The sequence below is a fragment of the Enterobacter sp. 22466 genome (assembly GCF_052044775.1).
GTDB classification, from domain to species: Bacteria; Pseudomonadota; Gammaproteobacteria; order Enterobacterales; family Enterobacteriaceae; genus Enterobacter; species Enterobacter dissolvens.
In genome coordinates this window covers 276,178-292,028 of the sequence record NZ_JBQENX010000006.1, presented here as the reverse complement: position 1 = coordinate 292,028, position 15,851 = coordinate 276,178, and the positions used below count along the sequence as shown (strand labels likewise).

The 15,851-nt window shown below is 55.7% G+C and carries 14 protein-coding genes; 6 read left to right on the top strand and 8 right to left on the bottom strand.

Features of this window, described 5'->3' with window-relative positions:
- Positions 1–111 precede the first annotated feature (111 nt).
- The 7 genes from yidZ to rpmH all read right to left on the bottom strand — a co-directional run bounded on the left by yidZ (position 112) and on the right by rpmH (position 6,159).
- The gene (yidZ, locus tag ACTJJI_RS17300) at positions 112–1,083 is read right to left on the bottom strand and encodes an HTH-type transcriptional regulator YidZ (protein ID WP_014833837.1); all 972 of its coding nucleotides are present in this window, start codon (positions 1,081–1,083) and stop codon (positions 112–114) included.
- On the bottom strand, positions 1,052–2,227 hold the full coding sequence (locus ACTJJI_RS17295) for an MFS transporter (RefSeq protein WP_050861183.1): 1,176 nt from the start codon (positions 2,225–2,227) through the stop codon (positions 1,052–1,054). The genes yidZ and ACTJJI_RS17295 overlap by 32 nt, the downstream gene beginning before the upstream one ends.
- Before the next feature lie 111 nt (positions 2,228–2,338).
- The gene (gene mnmE, locus ACTJJI_RS17290) at positions 2,339–3,703 is read right to left on the bottom strand and encodes a tRNA uridine-5-carboxymethylaminomethyl(34) synthesis GTPase MnmE (RefSeq protein WP_014833839.1); all 1,365 of its coding nucleotides are present in this window, start codon (positions 3,701–3,703) and stop codon (positions 2,339–2,341) included.
- A 72-nt stretch (positions 3,704–3,775) separates the two neighbouring features.
- Positions 3,776–5,419: a membrane protein insertase YidC gene (gene yidC, locus ACTJJI_RS17285; RefSeq protein WP_014833840.1), complete on the bottom strand. Its 1,644-nt coding sequence runs from the start codon at positions 5,417–5,419 to the stop codon at positions 3,776–3,778.
- Between the two features lie 2 nt (positions 5,420–5,421).
- Positions 5,422–5,679, bottom strand: coding sequence for a membrane protein insertion efficiency factor YidD (yidD, locus tag ACTJJI_RS17280; RefSeq protein WP_001307474.1), 258 nt, complete (start codon positions 5,677–5,679; stop codon positions 5,422–5,424).
- Positions 5,643–6,002, bottom strand: coding sequence for a ribonuclease P protein component (rnpA, locus tag ACTJJI_RS17275; RefSeq protein ID WP_014833841.1), 360 nt, complete (start codon positions 6,000–6,002; stop codon positions 5,643–5,645). Before rnpA ends, yidD begins: the two co-directional genes overlap by 37 nt.
- Before the next feature lie 16 nt (positions 6,003–6,018).
- A complete protein-coding gene (gene rpmH, locus ACTJJI_RS17270) occupies positions 6,019–6,159 on the bottom strand; it encodes a 50S ribosomal protein L34 (RefSeq protein ID WP_000831330.1) in 141 nt (46 codons plus the stop codon).
- 637 nt (positions 6,160–6,796) lie between these two features.
- Between rpmH and dnaA the strand changes: the two genes are divergently transcribed.
- The 4 genes from dnaA to gyrB are packed head-to-tail and all read left to right on the top strand — an operon-like array spanning position 6,797 to position 12,812.
- The gene (gene dnaA, locus ACTJJI_RS17265) at positions 6,797–8,194 is read left to right on the top strand and encodes a chromosomal replication initiator protein DnaA (protein WP_014830027.1); all 1,398 of its coding nucleotides are present in this window, start codon (positions 6,797–6,799) and stop codon (positions 8,192–8,194) included.
- Positions 8,195–8,198: 4 nt separating this feature from the next.
- Positions 8,199–9,299 (top strand): DNA polymerase III subunit beta, encoded by a 1,101-nt coding sequence (gene dnaN, locus ACTJJI_RS17260; protein WP_014830028.1) that lies wholly within the window; start codon positions 8,199–8,201, stop codon positions 9,297–9,299.
- Entirely contained in the window at positions 9,299–10,372 is a 1,074-nt protein-coding gene (gene recF / locus ACTJJI_RS17255; protein ID WP_014830029.1) for a DNA replication/repair protein RecF, read from the top strand. Before dnaN ends, recF begins: the two co-directional genes overlap by 1 nt.
- A gap of 28 nt (positions 10,373–10,400) precedes the next feature.
- Positions 10,401–12,812 carry a DNA topoisomerase (ATP-hydrolyzing) subunit B gene (gyrB, locus tag ACTJJI_RS17250; RefSeq protein WP_014830030.1) on the top strand — a complete coding sequence of 804 codons (2,412 nt, stop codon included), beginning with the start codon at positions 10,401–10,403 and terminating at the stop codon, positions 12,810–12,812.
- A gap of 33 nt (positions 12,813–12,845) precedes the next feature.
- Here gyrB and ACTJJI_RS17245 read toward each other — a convergent pair whose 3' ends face one another.
- The gene (locus ACTJJI_RS17245; RefSeq protein ID WP_050861182.1) at positions 12,846–13,781 is read right to left on the bottom strand and encodes a LysR family transcriptional regulator; all 936 of its coding nucleotides are present in this window, start codon (positions 13,779–13,781) and stop codon (positions 12,846–12,848) included.
- A gap of 110 nt (positions 13,782–13,891) precedes the next feature.
- Between ACTJJI_RS17245 and ACTJJI_RS17240 the strand changes: the two genes are divergently transcribed.
- Both ACTJJI_RS17240 and yidA read left to right on the top strand, forming a co-directional pair.
- A complete protein-coding gene (locus tag ACTJJI_RS17240) occupies positions 13,892–14,917 on the top strand; it encodes a zinc-dependent alcohol dehydrogenase family protein (RefSeq protein ID WP_014830032.1) in 1,026 nt (341 codons plus the stop codon).
- Positions 14,918–15,031: 114 nt separating this feature from the next.
- Positions 15,032–15,844: a sugar-phosphatase gene (gene yidA, locus ACTJJI_RS17235; protein WP_047360526.1), complete on the top strand. Its 813-nt coding sequence runs from the start codon at positions 15,032–15,034 to the stop codon at positions 15,842–15,844.
- The last annotated feature ends 7 nt before the right edge of the window (positions 15,845–15,851 follow it).

The window sequence follows — 15,851 nt, the reverse complement described above, 5'->3', positions numbered from 1 at the left end:
TGATAATGGTCGTAGTCGGTTAAACGGTTACATTATTATCGCCTAACTCAGCTCCTGTTTTAATCAGTAAATGGTCGTAAGAAAAGGCTGAGGACCCAACTTTACATTTTCTTAGGCGAAAATTGGATCGCTGGCACCATATAACGCCTTGATGGTCTCGCGCAGCCAGAGGATTTTCGGATTATGGCTGTTCCGTTTATGCCAGATGAGCGTGAAGGGAACGTTCAGTTTTTCAGCCTGCGCTTCATCAATGGGAATCGGAAGGGCAATCAACTTCCGCTGGTGGAGTTGATTATAGTGATGGCAGTAGTGTGGCGCAGTGGCGATGTAGTTATGTCCGGGTTGTGCCGCCATAAACATCGACTGTTCAAAACCGGGCAGACTCATGGCAATGTTTCGCTCGCGCCCCATCTCTTTTAGTACCTCATCCAGCGCCCAGGTGTCACTGCGCTCCCAGAAGATGCTGATATGCGGATAGCGCAGGAAGGTCTCGAGGTTCCACTCCTCCTGAAGCGCGGGATGGTCCTCGCGTAGATAGACACAAGGACGGTCACTGAACAGGATCTCGTAATCGATAAACCACGGCATCAGCTTCAGCAGCTCGCGCGAACGCGGGTGCGTCTCTCGTCCGGTGAAGCCAACATCCACTTCACCGCGCGTGATGGCATCCAGCGAGTCGTAGTCCCAGTGACGCATCTTTACCGTAGCCTGCGGATAGCGCTGGTTCACCTGCTCAAGCAGGGCGTTAAAGCGGATCAGCATCAGCGGTGTTTCGGCTGCCAGCACGAACGTCAGCCCGCCCGGCGCGTCATGGTGGAATTTGTCGAGGATCTGGTTGCCTATTTGCATCCAGTCAGCCAGATCCTGTTCCAGGCTCATGGTCAGCGGCGTCGGCAGGAGTCCTAACGGCGTTTTGACAAACAGCGGGTCGTCGAACCAGTCGCGCAGTTTCGCCAGCGATTTACTCACCGCCGACGGCGTCACATTCATCCGCTTCGCGGCTTTGGTGACGCTGCGTTCCTGCAGTAAAAGCTGCAGGCACAACAACAGGTTAAGATCGAGACTGCTGATTGGCTTCTTCATAATGCGCCGCGGGCTGGATGACCATAAGTAAAATGATGCAGAGCATGCTACAACCAATCAGAATCCCGATCAGCATATTGAGCGCATTAAGGCCCATTATGGCCGCAAGCCATATCCACAGAGACGAACCGCATACCTGGGCGATACCCAGCGCGGAGCTTGCCACGCCAGCCCGAAGCGAGAACGGACCAAGTGCCTGGCTCATCGCCACGCCAAAGCCAACGGAGAATCCGGCGCAAATCAGGGTGATCCCCACCAGCATTACCGCATGAGAGCTGGTAGCCGCCAGGATCACACCCGCGACGAGAAACAGTCCCTGTGAGGTGAGCATCAGCGTGCGCTGGCGGAAGATATTCAGCGCAAACGGCGTCGAGAACGAGACCGCCATACTGACCATCGCGGTTAACGCCATAACCGTGGAATACTGCCCGCGATCGAAGCCCATGGTTTCCATCAGCAGCACCGGGGAAACGTTTACATAGGTGAGGATCACGGCCACGCTCAGGGTGGTGATCGTTAACCGGCTGATGAAAAAGCGGTTAAGGAGCTTTTCGGCCGGATGGAGGGTGGCGGTATGCCCCGTACTTTGCGAACCCGGATGGCTCTCTTTCAGTACGGTAATCGACAGAACAAATACCAGCGCGCCCATGGCCGCCATGGTCCAGAAGAGACTCTGCCACGGGAATTTCAGCATGATCAAATAACCCACGACCGGTGCCAGCACCGGAATGATGCAGGTGATGCCGTTCAGCATCGAGAGGACTTTGGCGCGCCGCTGGGCACTTAGGGTATCGCGCAGGATCGCGAAGGCCACCACGTAACAGCCACCTGCACCAATCCCCTGGATAAAGCGCCCCGTAAGAAACAGGGTGCTGTCCTGCGCAACTGAGCAGAGCAGGGAAGCCAGAGCAAAAATCACCGCACCGGCGATGGCGACAGGCTGACGACCGGCCCTGTCCGCGATTTTTCCGGCAAACACCATCGACGACGCCATCCCCGCCAGATAGGCCGAAAACGCGATGTGCAGTTGCGCTTCGCTGGCCCCGAGATCATGGGCGATGTGTGGCAACCCAACCAGATACATATCAATGCCAGACGGATAAAGCAGTACCAGCGCAAAACTACAGAACAGAAAACGAGCCATAAAACCCCCATGAATGCAGGCAAGCAGAATAGGGGGAGAAAGGGAAAGAGGCGAGTTGCCATTTGGACAATGGTGATTTCCTGAGGGGAAACCACCATTCAGTAGCAGGGTTCACTTACCAATGCAGAAGCTTGAGAAGATCCGCCCTAACAGATCATCCGACGTAAACTCCCCGGTGATCTCACTCAGATTCTGCTGCGCCAGGCGCAGCTCTTCTGCCAGCAATTCCCCCGCCCATGCGCCAATCAGCTGGGCTTTGCCCTGCTCGAGGTGACGTGCCGCCTCTTCCAGCGCCTGGAGGTGGCGACGGCGCGCCAGGAAGCCGCCTTCCATGCTGGTGTCAAAGCCCATGCTCTGCTTGAGATGGTTACGCAGGTCATCAACGCCCTCGCCGGTGCGGGCCGACAGACGGATAAGTGAGTGACCATTCACATTGCTGATGCCCAGCGTTTCGCCGGTAACGTCTGCTTTGTTACGCACCACGGTGATCGGCAGTTTAGCCGGCAGACGGGCGATAAAGTCCGGCCAGATCTCCGCCGGGTCAACAGCGTCGGTCGTGGTGCCATCTACCATAAACAGCACTCGGTCGGCCTGCTCAATCTCCTGCCAGGCTCTCTCGATACCAATACGCTCCACTTCGTCGCTGGCATCACGCAGACCCGCGGTGTCGATGATATGCAACGGCATGCCATCAATGTGAATATGCTCGCGCAGCACGTCACGGGTGGTCCCGGCAATGTCGGTCACGATCGCCGCTTCGCGGCCCGCCAGGGCGTTCAGCAGGCTCGATTTCCCGGCATTCGGACGACCCGCGATAACCACCTTCATCCCTTCACGCAGCAGGCTCCCCTGACGCGCTTCAGCGCGAACGGCATCGAGATCGGCCATCACATCATTGAGCTGGGCTTCAATTTTACCGTCAGAGAGGAAGTCGATTTCCTCATCCGGGAAGTCAATCGCTGCTTCGACGTAGATCCTGAGGTGAGTAAGTGCTTCCACAAGATGATTTACGCGTGCGGAAAACGCGCCCTGCAACGAGTTCAGGGCAGAGCGAGCCGCCTGTTCAGAGCTGGCGTCGATCAGGTCTGCAATCGCCTCGGCTTGTGCCAGGTCGAGCTTGTCGTTGAGGAAGGCACGTTCGGAGAACTCACCCGGCTTTGCAATGCGCAGGCCCGGCAATGTCAGAATGCGTTTTAACAGCAGGTCGAGGATGACCGGGCCACCGTGACCCTGCAGCTCCAGCACGTCTTCACCGGTAAAGGAGTTCGGGCCGGGGAACCACAGCGCAATGCCCTGATCCAGTGGGGTACCGTCGGTATCTTTAAACGGCAGATAATCAGCGTAGCGCGGCTTTGGCAGTTTACCCAGCACCGCTTCAGCGACCTCGCGCGCCTTCAGGCCGGAGATACGCAAAATGCCTACACCACCGCGTCCCGGTGGGGTTGCCTGGGCGACGATAGTGTCGTTATGGCTCATGGTTGCTCTCGTTCAAAACAAATAAAAAAGGCGGTCAATCGACCGCCCTTATTTTAGCGTTAACTCACCGAATCAGGACTTTTTCTTTTCGCGGCTATGCAGGCCACGTTTTTCCAGACCACGGTAAATCAGCTGCTGCTGGATGATGGTCACCAGGTTGCTGACGATATAGTACAGCACCAGACCTGACGGGAACCACAGGAAGAACACGGTGAAGATGACCGGCATGAAGGTCATGATCTTCTGCTGCATCGGGTCGGTCACCGTGGTCGGAGACATCTTCTGGATGAAGAACATCGTCACGCCCATCAGGATCGGCAGGATGTAGTACGGGTCCTGTGCGGACAGGTCATGGATCCACAGTGCGAACGGCGCATGGCGCAGCTCAACGGAACCCATCAGCATGTAGTACAGCGCAAGGAAGATAGGCATCTGAATCAGCAGCGGGAAGCAGCCACCCAGTGGGTTCACTTTCTCTGCTTTATACAGGGCCATCATCTCCTGGCTCTGACGCTGTTTGTCATCGCCCAGACGCTCGCGCATTGCCTGAATCTTCGGCTGCAGCATACGCATCTTCGCCATGGAGGTGTACTGCGCTTTAGTCAGCGGGTACATGATGCCACGCACGATGAAGGTGATAACGATGATGGAGAAGCCCCAGTTACCCAGGAAGCTGTGGATGAACTTCAGCAGCTTAAACAGAGGCTGAGAGATGAACCACAACCAGCCGTAATCGACGGTCAGATCCAGGTGTGGCGCAACTGCGGCCATCTTGTCCTGGATTTCAGGGCCCACCCACAGGGTGCTTGCCAGCTTACCGGTTTGACCCGGCTGAACCAGAACCGGCTGAGATTTGTAGCCGATGGCTGCAATACCGTTGCCCAGATTCGCGGTGTAGAAGTTGTTGGTACCGTCGTTATTTGGCACCCATGCTGTCGCGAAATACTGCTGCAGCATGGCCACCCAACCGCCTTTAGCGCTGACGTTCAGGTTTTCGTTATCGGCAATGGTGTCGAATTTGTATTTCTCATACTTCGCATCAGGCGTGGAGTACGCCGCGCCACGGAAGGTATGCAGCGCAAAGTTGCTGCTTCCGGTGTCACGGTGAGACGGCAGATTGATGGACTGCTTCAGCTGACCAAAGGTCGATACTTCCAGCGGTTTCGCACCGGCGTTCTGTACGCTGTAGCCCACGTTCACTGCGTATTCACCGCGTTTCAGGGTGAAGGTTTTGGTGAACGTGTTGCCTGCCGCGTCGGTGTAGGTCATCGGGATAACGAGTTCGTTCTGACCATCAGCCAGTACAAAGGTGTCGTTCTCGACGTTGTACAGTGGACGCGCACCGTTAGCCGGGTTATCCGGGCCATCACGACCGGTCAGGCCGCTCTGCGCCTGGTAGATAAACTCAGGCGTGGTTTCCAGTAACTGGAACGGTTCGGTAGACTTCAGCTCTTTCGGGTAGGTCAACAGCAGCGCCTGCTCAACATCACCACCACGGGTGTTGATAGTCAGCTCAAGCACATCGGTCTTAACCGTAATCTGTTTCCCCTGGCCACTGGCCGGTACGCCCTGGTCGGCGGCGCTACCCGCTGCGGTGGTCGTGGTCTGCGTGGTCTGCTGCTGGGGTTGAGGATTTTTATCCTGCTCCCATGCCTGCCAGATCATGAAAGACACGAACAACAAAGCGATGATAAGAAGATTGCGTTGCGAATCCATCGTTAGTGTTCTCTGGTATCAAAGGGTCCTGGGGGGACGGGGTCGTCTCCACCTGGGTGTAAAGGGTGGCATTTTAATACGCGTTTCACCGTCAACCAACTGCCTTTTATCACTCCAAACCTGCGCAATGCCTCAATTCCGTAGCTTGAGCATGTTGGCGTGAAACGGCAGTGCGGCCCGAGTAGCGGACTAATCAGGCGTTGATAGACCCGAATGAGGGCTATCAGGACCCGAGAGCCAGGCGACAGTGGCGGCGCCATAATTTTTCCAACGCTTCCGAGAGAGCACGGTTATCGAGGTCGGCAACCCCTTTTTTCGCCACCACCACGAAATCCATAGAAGGCAGTTCGTGCTGACGTAAACGGAAGCTTTCACGCGTCAGACGTTTAATCCGGTTGCGTTCATGCGCACGCTTAACGTTTTTCTTGGCGACAGTAAGACCGATGCGGGGATGCCCCAGCGAATTCAGGCGGCCGAGGATGGTGATTTGCGGCGTGCCAGCCCGTTGTGGCTGCTGGAAGACGAAAGTGAATTGAGTGGGAGTTAACAAACGTAACTCCCTGGGAAATGCTAGCTTAACCACTCAGGGGTTAGCTTTATTACTTGGAAACGGTCAGACGAGCGCGGCCTTTAGCACGACGACGTGCCAGAACCTGACGACCATTTTTAGTAGCCATACGAGCACGGAAGCCGTGAGAACGGTTGCGCTTCAGTACAGACGGTTGAAAAGTGCGTTTCATGGCGATTTCTACCTAAACTTGAATAAATTCACTGACTTTTGCGTATACCCGAACGAGATTCGAACGACTAACGCCTCAGCGTGGGTGATTAAAGAGGCCGGATTGTAATAATTGTACACTCCGGAGTCAATTCTCTTTCCTTATTTCCCGCGTATTTCCGCACGATTTCGCGTGGAAAATGAGCAACGGACGACGCAGGAAGATGAGCATCACGCGCCGGGTCGAGGATTATACGGTCTCATCAACAAAGCGCAAGGATCGTCCTGGATCTTCGTTAGATCATTTAAGCAAAAAATTGTCTGTTCTCATTAAATTTTCCAATATGCGGGCTAAATCGTGGGGCACTCCTGCCAGGATCGTTTACACTTACCCGGTTTCGGATCTTCCTGTGGATAAATCGGGAAGAATCTGTGAGAAACAGAAGATCTCTGGCTCAGTTTAGGCTATGATCCGCGGTCCCGATCGGGATCCAACGATCCTGGCCGGGCATAAACACAACATCGTTCAGGTTGTCTCAACGATGACGTGTATAACCGCAGATAGCGGTTCGCACATCACCCTGATGGGGTCATGTCGGTGTGCGCCAACAATCATGAATATTCAATAGTTTTCTTTTATTGTTCGAGTGGAGTCCGCCGTGTCACTTTCGCTTTGGCAGCAGTGTCTTGCCCGATTGCAGGATGAGTTACCAGCCACAGAATTCAGTATGTGGATCCGCCCGTTGCAGGCGGAACTGAGCGATAACACGCTGGCTTTGTATGCGCCAAACCGTTTTGTGCTCGATTGGGTAAGGGACAAGTACCTTAATAACATCAACGGACTGCTGAATGATTTCTGCGGGTCAGACGCCCCGCAACTGCGCTTTGAAGTGGGCACAAAGCCGGTCACCCAGACGGTGCGTGAAACCGTAAACGTGGCGGCGCCTGCTCAGGCCGCACCCGCGCCGGCTCCTCGCGTTGCCCCTGCCGCTCGTCCAGGTTGGGATAACGTTCCTGCCCCGGCAGAACCGACCTACCGCTCTAACGTTAACGTCAAACACACCTTCGATAACTTCGTGGAAGGTAAATCGAACCAGCTGGCACGCGCGGCGGCTCGCCAGGTGGCAGATAACCCCGGTGGTGCCTATAACCCGCTGTTCCTCTATGGCGGCACGGGTCTGGGTAAAACGCACCTTCTGCACGCGGTGGGTAACGGCATTATGGCGCGCAAGCCCAATGCGAAAGTGGTGTATATGCACTCCGAGCGCTTCGTTCAGGACATGGTAAAGGCCCTGCAAAACAATGCGATCGAAGAGTTTAAACGCTATTATCGTTCTGTTGATGCGCTGCTGATCGATGACATTCAGTTCTTTGCGAATAAAGAACGATCGCAGGAGGAGTTTTTCCACACCTTCAATGCGCTGCTGGAAGGTAACCAGCAGATCATTTTGACCTCGGATCGTTATCCCAAAGAGATCAACGGTGTGGAAGATCGTCTGAAATCCCGCTTCGGCTGGGGCCTGACCGTGGCGATCGAGCCGCCGGAGCTGGAAACCCGCGTCGCGATCCTGATGAAAAAAGCCGATGAGAATGACATTCGCCTGCCGGGTGAAGTGGCATTCTTCATTGCCAAGCGCCTGCGCTCAAATGTACGTGAGCTGGAAGGGGCGCTGAACCGCGTAATCGCCAATGCCAACTTTACCGGCCGCGCGATCACCATCGACTTTGTGCGTGAAGCGCTGCGCGATTTGCTGGCACTGCAGGAAAAATTGGTCACTATCGACAATATTCAGAAGACGGTGGCCGAGTACTACAAAATCAAAGTGGCAGATTTACTGTCTAAACGTCGTTCCCGCTCGGTGGCGCGCCCGCGTCAGATGGCGATGGCGCTGGCAAAGGAGTTAACCAACCACAGTCTGCCGGAGATCGGCGATGCGTTTGGTGGCCGTGACCATACGACCGTGCTGCACGCTTGTCGCAAGATTGAGCAGTTACGCGAAGAAAGCCACGACATAAAAGAAGATTTTTCCAATTTAATCAGAACATTATCATCGTGACGCTATGAAATTTACCGTTGAACGTGAACATTTATTAAAACCGCTGCAACAGGTGAGTGGCCCATTAGGTGGCCGCCCAACGCTGCCTATCCTCGGAAACCTGCTGCTTCAGGTCGCGGACGGTACGCTGTCGCTGACCGGCACAGACCTGGAAATGGAAATGATCGCGCGCGTTACGCTGACTCAGCCGCACGACGCAGGCGCGACCACGGTTCCGGCACGTAAATTCTTTGATATCTGCCGTGGGCTGCCGGAAGGCGCTGAGATCGCGGTGCAGCTGGAAGGCGACCGTATGCTGGTGCGCTCTGGCCGCAGCCGTTTCTCCCTCTCTACGCTGCCTGCTGCTGACTTCCCGAACCTGGATGACTGGCAAAGTGAAGTTGAATTCACCCTGCCGCAGGCGACGATGAAGCGTCTGATTGAAGCCACGCAGTTCTCTATGGCGCACCAGGACGTTCGTTACTATTTAAACGGCATGCTGTTCGAAACCGAAGGTGAAGAGCTGCGTACCGTGGCCACCGACGGTCACCGTCTGGCGGTTTGTTCTATGCCGATTGGTGACGCGCTGCCAAACCATTCGGTGATCGTGCCGCGTAAAGGCGTGATTGAGCTGATGCGTATGCTCGACGGTGGCGACACGCCGCTGCGCGTGCAGATTGGCAGCAACAACATCCGCGCACACGTGGGCGATTTCGTCTTCACATCCAAGCTGGTTGATGGTCGTTTCCCGGATTATCGCCGCGTATTGCCGAAGAATCCGGACAAAACGCTGGAAGCGGGTTGCGATAGCCTTAAGCAGGCATTTGCCCGTGCGGCGATTCTCTCTAACGAGAAATTCCGTGGGGTGCGCCTGTATGTGAGCGAAAACCAGATCAAAATCACCGCCAACAACCCGGAGCAGGAAGAGGCAGAAGAGATTCTGGATGTCACCTACGCCGGGGCTGAGATGGAAATCGGCTTCAACGTCAGCTACGTGCTGGATGTGCTGAATGCACTGAAATGCGAGAACGTTCGCATTCTGCTGACTGACTCCGTTTCGAGCGTACAGATTGAAGATGCGGCCAGCCAAAGCGCGGCTTATGTTGTTATGCCAATGAGACTGTAATGTCGCTCACCCGTCTGTTGATCCGCGACTTTCGCAATATCGAAAGCGCGGATCTCGCTTTATCCCCTGGCTTTAACTTCCTGGTTGGCGCGAACGGCAGCGGCAAAACCAGCGTGCTTGAAGCCATCTATACGCTCGGCCACGGTCGGGCGTTTCGCAGTTTGCAGATTGGGCGCGTGATTCGCCACGAGCAGGAATCCTTTGTCCTGCACGGGCGTTTGCAGGGGGCGGAGCGGGAAACCGCCATTGGCCTGACCAAGGACAAGCAGGGCGACAGCAAGGTGCGCATCGACGGTACCGACGGCCACAAAGTGGCGGAGCTGGCGCTGCTGATGCCGATGCAGCTGATCACGCCGGAGGGGTTTACTTTACTCAACGGCGGCCCCAAATACAGAAGAGCGTTCCTCGACTGGGGATGCTTTCACAACGAAGCCGGTTTCTTTAACGCCTGGAGCAACCTGAAGCGTCTGCTTAAGCAGCGTAACGCCGCATTGCGCCAGGTCACGCGCTACGCCCAGCTGCGCCCGTGGGACATGGAATTAATTCCTCTTGCGGAACAAATCAGCCGCTGGCGTGCCGAATACAGCGCAGGTATCGCCGAAGATATGGCCGACACCTGCAAACAGTTTTTACCTGAATTTTCTCTCACCTTCTCCTTCCAGCGTGGCTGGGAAAAAGAGACGGATTATGCCGACGTGCTGGAGAGAAACTTCGAGCGCGACCGTATGTTGACCTACACCGCGCACGGCCCGCACAAGGCGGATTTCCGCATTCGTGCTGACGGTGCGCCGGTGGAAGACACACTGTCGCGTGGGCAGCTCAAGCTCCTGATGTGCGCGCTGCGCCTGGCGCAGGGGGAGTTTTTAACCCGTGAGAGTGGGCGACGCTGCCTGTACCTGATAGATGATTTTGCCTCGGAACTTGACGACGCGCGGCGCGGACTGCTTGCCAGCCGCTTAAAAGCCACGCAGTCGCAGGTTTTCGTCAGCGCCATTAGCGCTGAACACGTTATGGACATGTCGGACGAAAATTCGAAGATGTTTACCGTGGAAAAGGGTAAAATAACGGATTAACCCAAGTTGAAATGAGCGAGAAACGTTGATGTCGAATTCTTATGACTCCTCCAGTATCAAAGTCCTGAAAGGGCTGGATGCGGTGCGTAAGCGCCCGGGTATGTATATCGGCGATACGGATGACGGCACCGGTCTGCACCACATGGTATTCGAGGTGGTAGATAACGCTATCGACGAAGCGCTCGCGGGTCACTGTAAAGACATTATCGTCACCATCCACGCCGATAACTCCGTTTCCGTACAGGATGACGGCCGTGGTATCCCGACCGGTATCCACCCGGAAGAGGGCGTGTCTGCTGCAGAAGTGATCATGACCGTTCTGCACGCAGGCGGTAAATTTGACGATAACTCCTATAAAGTCTCCGGCGGCCTGCACGGCGTAGGTGTTTCCGTGGTAAACGCCCTGTCGCAGAAACTGGAACTGGTTATCCAGCGCGAAGGCAAAATTCACCGTCAGATCTATCAGCACGGCGTGCCTGAAGCGCCGCTGGCGGTGACCGGCGATACCGAAAAAACCGGTACCATGGTGCGTTTCTGGCCGAGCCTCGAAACCTTCACCAACGTCACCGAATTCGAGTACGACATCCTGGCAAAACGCCTGCGTGAACTGTCGTTCCTGAACTCCGGCGTCTCAATTCGTCTGCGTGACAAACGCGACAACAAAGAAGACCACTTCCACTATGAAGGTGGTATCAAAGCGTTCGTTGAATACCTGAACAAGAACAAAACGCCAATTCACCCAAATATCTTCTATTTCTCCACCGAAAAAGACGGTATCGGCGTGGAAGTGGCCCTGCAGTGGAACGATGGTTTCCAGGAAAACATCTATTGCTTCACCAACAACATTCCACAGCGTGACGGTGGTACGCACCTTGCCGGCTTCCGTGCGGCGATGACCCGTACCCTGAACGCCTACATGGACAAAGAAGGCTACAGCAAAAAAGCGAAAGTCAGCGCCACCGGTGATGACGCCCGTGAAGGCCTGATCGCTGTTGTCTCCGTGAAAGTGCCGGATCCGAAGTTCTCCTCACAGACCAAAGACAAGCTGGTCTCCTCTGAGGTGAAATCGGCGGTTGAACAGCAGATGAACGAACTGCTGAGCGACTACCTGCAGGAAAACCCGAACGACGCGAAAATTGTTGTCGGTAAAATTATCGATGCAGCGCGTGCCCGTGAAGCGGCGCGTAAAGCCCGTGAAATGACCCGTCGTAAAGGCGCGCTGGACTTAGCTGGCCTGCCGGGCAAACTGGCTGACTGCCAGGAACGTGACCCGGCGCTGTCCGAACTGTACCTTGTGGAAGGGGACTCCGCGGGCGGTTCTGCGAAGCAGGGCCGTAACCGTAAGAACCAGGCTATCCTGCCGTTGAAAGGTAAAATCCTCAACGTTGAGAAAGCGCGTTTCGACAAAATGCTCTCTTCACAGGAAGTAGCGACGCTGATCACCGCGCTGGGTTGCGGCATTGGCCGTGACGAATACAACCCGGACAAGCTGCGCTATCACAGCATCATCATCATGACCGATGCGGACGTCGATGGCTCGCATATCCGTACGCTGCTGTTGACCTTCTTCTACCGTCAGATGCCGGAAATCGTTGAACGTGGCCACGTCTACATTGCACAGCCGCCGCTGTACAAAGTGAAGAAAGGCAAACAGGAACAGTACATTAAAGATGACGACGCGATGGATCAGTACCAAATCGCGATCGCACTTGATGGCGCGACCCTGCACGCAAACTCCAGCGCCCCGGCACTGGCAGGTGAGCCGCTGGAGCGTCTGGTGTCTGAGTTCAACGCCACGCAGAAAATGATTGGTCGTATGGAGCGTCGCTATCCAAAAGCGCTGCTGAAGGAGCTGGTCTATCAGCCAACCCTGACTGAAGCCGATCTGAGCAACGAGCAGGCTGTGACCCGCTGGGTAAACGCTCTGGTGAGCGAGCTGAACGAGAAAGAGCAGCACGGTAGCCAGTGGAAGTTCGACGTTCAGCAGAATGCTGCTCAGCAGTTTGAGCCGATTATTCGCGTGCGTACCCACGGCGTCGATACCGATTACCCGCTGGAGCACGAGTTTGTGACCGGCCCGGAATACCGTCGTATCTGTACCCTCGGCGAGAAATTGCGTGGTCTGATCGAAGACGATGCGTTCATCGAACGTGGCGAACGTCGTCAGCCGGTAGCCAGCTTCGAGCAGGCGCTGGACTGGCTGGTGAAAGAGTCCCGTCGCGGCCTTTCTATCCAGCGTTATAAAGGTCTGGGCGAAATGAACCCGGATCAGCTGTGGGAAACCACCATGGATCCGGAAAGCCGTCGCATGCTGCGCGTTACCGTTAAAGACGCGATTGCTGCCGACCAGCTGTTCACCACCCTGATGGGTGATGCGGTTGAACCACGTCGTGCCTTCATCGAAGAGAACGCGCTGAAAGCGGCGAATATCGATATTTAATCGTTGTTACACAGCACGACTCAGGCCGCGCATTTAGCGCGGCTTTTTTTTGGGCGGAGGCATTTCCAGCGACAGCACTGATGGTAGTCGGCTGGCAAGCGTATCGACGGCAATTCTGACTCTGAGTGGCAGATGCGGCGTCTGTTGCCAGACCGCATGAACGTCGAAGCGCACATCCGGCGCCTGCTTTAAAAGCGGGATGAGTTTTCCCTGATGAATTTCTCTGCTGGCCATCCAGCAGGGCAACCATGCAATGCCGTGGCCTGCCAGCGCTGCGTCGCAAATCGCCTGCAAATCATCCATATTGAGGGATGAGCGGGGAGTAAAGGTGTGCGACGTTCCTTCGTTATCCATCAGTTGCCAGGGTAACACTCTGCCTGCGCGCAGATAGTTAATGGCCGTATGGTGGGGTAAATCCGCAACGGTTTCTGGCAGACCGCTTTTCTGCAGATAATCTGGTGCGGCGCACAGCACCATGCGATGTTCTCCCAGTCTTCTGGCCACCAGAACGCTACTGTCCTGCAGCGTGCCGTTGCGCACCGCCATATCAAACCCTTCCTCTACGAGATCCACCACGCGGTCGCTGAATGACATTTCCAGCTCAAGACCGGGATGTTCCTGCGCCAGTTCTATCAGCAGTGGGGCGACACACTGGCGACCAAACAGCACCGGCATGGCCACACGCAGGCGGCCTCTGACCTGCTGCTTCCCCGTTTCCAGCAGGGTTTCTGCGCCCCGAATCTCCTCCAGTGCGCGCAGGCAGCGCTCATAAAAAAGCGCCCCGTTATCGGTCAGGCTTTGGCTGCGGGTGGTGCGGTGAAACAGACGGACTCCGAGCCGCTCTTCCAGGCGAGCAATGCTTTTTCCCACCGCGGAGCGTGACAAATGCAGGCGGATCGCGGCCTGCGCAAAACTGCCCGCCTCCACGGCGGCCACAAAAACGGGAATATCCTTCAGCGTACTGGTCATGTATTGTTTCCATCATGGCGTCAATAGTGGGAAAAGTTATCGCCACTGGCAACCTGTAGTCAACGGTAGACTGTCGATACTGAAGCTCATTTAACGGCAGGAGAAAAACGATGGCAGAGACAATGCAACGCTGGTCAATGGACGCTCTCGGGCGCGAGAATCTCAAACTCACCCAGGAGCCCATTCCTGCGCCAGGTCCAGGCGAAGTGCGCGTGCGGGTGAATGCCGTTGCGCTCAACTATCGCGATAAAATGGTTATTGAAGGCATTATGCCGATCCCGCTCTCCTTCCCGTTCACACCGGCGTCTGATATGGCCGGCGTGGTGGACAGCATTGGTGAAGGCGTGACGCGTTTCAAACCCGGTGCCCGTGTTATCTCGACGTTCTTCCCGGAGTGGATGGACGGCAAGCCGCAGGCGGATGCCCGCGATTTGCCTTATAAAACGAGCGGAGGGTACTTCCCGGGGATGCTGGCTGAGTACGTGATCGTGAATGAAAACGGGCTGGTGGCCGCTCCGGAAACCCTGGATGACGTTGAGGCCAGCACATTACCGTGTGCAGGGCTAACCGCCTGGTTTGCGCTGGTGGAGCGCGGGAACTTGCGCGCCGGACAATCGGTGCTGGTACAAGGCACCGGCGGGGTGGCGATTTTCGCACTGCAAATTGCAAAAGCATTCGGTGCAGAGGTTTACGTGACCTCGGGGAGTGATGAAAAGCTGGCGCGGGCCAAAAAACTGGGGGCCGATCGGGGTATCAACCGGCTGAAAGGCGACTGGGCTGAAGCGCTTTTAACGCTGACTCAGGATCGTGGCATCGACCATATTATTGAAACCGTGGGTGGAGAAAACCTGAAGCACTCCCTGCGTGCCGTCGCCGTTCATGGACGCATCTCGGTTATTGGCGTGCTGGCCGGGACCGACATTTCGCTGTCAGCAGGTGAGCTGCTACTGAAATCCCCGGTTATTCAGGGAATTGGCGTCGGGCATCGCCGCGCGCTGGAAGATTTTGTCCGCGCCGTGGAGGTGACAGGGCTGAAACCGGTCATTGAGCAGCGCTACCGTTTTGACCAGCTTGAACAGGCGCTGGAACACCTCGATCGCGGCGCGTTTGGTAAAATCGTCCTCACCCGCGAGTGAGTCAACGTTCCCCGGGATTGCGGAAAAGGGGTATTTCTGTTGCGCAATGTAGCTCTATTTTTGTGTGCTTAATCGCGTTAGCATGAGGTAGCACTCATTTATCCCGGGGACCTCATGGCTATCAAACTCATTGCAATCGATATGGACGGCACGCTGCTGCTGCCAGACCACACTATCTCTCCAGCCGTTAAAAACGCGATCGCCGCGGCGCGCGCAAAGGGCGTGAATGTGGTACTGACCACCGGGCGTCCGTATGCGGGCGTGCACAGCTACCTCAAAGAGCTACACATGAATCAGCCGGGTGATTACTGCATCACCTATAACGGCGCGCTGGTGCAGAAAGCGGCGGACGGCTGCACGGTTGCGCAAACTGCGCTGAACTATGATGACTATCTGTTCCTGGAAAAACTGTCCCGTGAAGTCGGGTCCCACTTCCACGCGCTCGATCGCACTACGCTCTACACCGCTAACCGCGACATCAGTTACTACACCGTGCACGAATCGTATGTGGCCACCATTCCGCTGGTGTTCTGTGAAGCGGAAAAAATGGATCCGGCCACCCAGTTCCTGAAAGTGATGATGATCGATGAGCCCGAGATCCTCGATAAAGCCATTGCGCGCATCCCGGCGGAGGTCAAAGAGAAATACACCGTGCTGAAAAGCGCACCGTACTTCCTCGAAATCCTCGATAAACGCGTCAATAAGGGCACCGGCGTGAAGTCGCTTGCCGACGCGCTGGGCATTAAGCCTGAAGAGATCATGGCCCTGGGCGATCAGGAAAACGACATCGCAATGATTGAATATGCAGGTATGGGTGTGGCGATGGAAAACGCGATCCCCTCCGTGAAAGAAGTGGCGAATTTCGTCACCAAATCCAACCTGGAAGACGGCGTTGCCCACGCGATCGAGAAATTTGTGCTGCAGTAACCGGCAT

What these genes read in the sequence shown, in the direction of transcription:
- yidZ (WP_014833837.1), bottom strand. Translation starts at nt 1,083, where the DNA reads ATGAAGAAGCCAATCAGCAGTCTCGATCTTAACCTGTTGTTGTGCCTG.
- ACTJJI_RS17295 (WP_050861183.1), bottom strand. Translation starts at nt 2,227, where the DNA reads ATGGCTCGTTTTCTGTTCTGTAGTTTTGCGCTGGTACTGCTTTATCCG.
- mnmE (WP_014833839.1), bottom strand. Translation starts at nt 3,703, where the DNA reads ATGAGCCATAACGACACTATCGTCGCCCAGGCAACCCCACCGGGACGC.
- yidC (WP_014833840.1), bottom strand. Translation starts at nt 5,419, where the DNA reads ATGGATTCGCAACGCAATCTTCTTATCATCGCTTTGTTGTTCGTGTCT.
- yidD (WP_001307474.1), bottom strand. Translation starts at nt 5,679, where the DNA reads ATGGCGCCGCCACTGTCGCCTGGCTCTCGGGTCCTGATAGCCCTCATT.
- rpmH (WP_000831330.1), bottom strand. Translation starts at nt 6,159, where the DNA reads ATGAAACGCACTTTTCAACCGTCTGTACTGAAGCGCAACCGTTCTCAC.
- dnaN (WP_014830028.1), top strand. Translation starts at nt 8,199, where the DNA reads ATGAAATTTACCGTTGAACGTGAACATTTATTAAAACCGCTGCAACAG.
- recF (WP_014830029.1), top strand. Translation starts at nt 9,299, where the DNA reads ATGTCGCTCACCCGTCTGTTGATCCGCGACTTTCGCAATATCGAAAGC.
- gyrB (WP_014830030.1), top strand. Translation starts at nt 10,401, where the DNA reads ATGTCGAATTCTTATGACTCCTCCAGTATCAAAGTCCTGAAAGGGCTG.
- ACTJJI_RS17245 (WP_050861182.1), bottom strand. Translation starts at nt 13,781, where the DNA reads ATGACCAGTACGCTGAAGGATATTCCCGTTTTTGTGGCCGCCGTGGAG.
- ACTJJI_RS17240 (WP_014830032.1), top strand. Translation starts at nt 13,892, where the DNA reads ATGGCAGAGACAATGCAACGCTGGTCAATGGACGCTCTCGGGCGCGAG.
- yidA (WP_047360526.1), top strand. Translation starts at nt 15,032, where the DNA reads ATGGCTATCAAACTCATTGCAATCGATATGGACGGCACGCTGCTGCTG.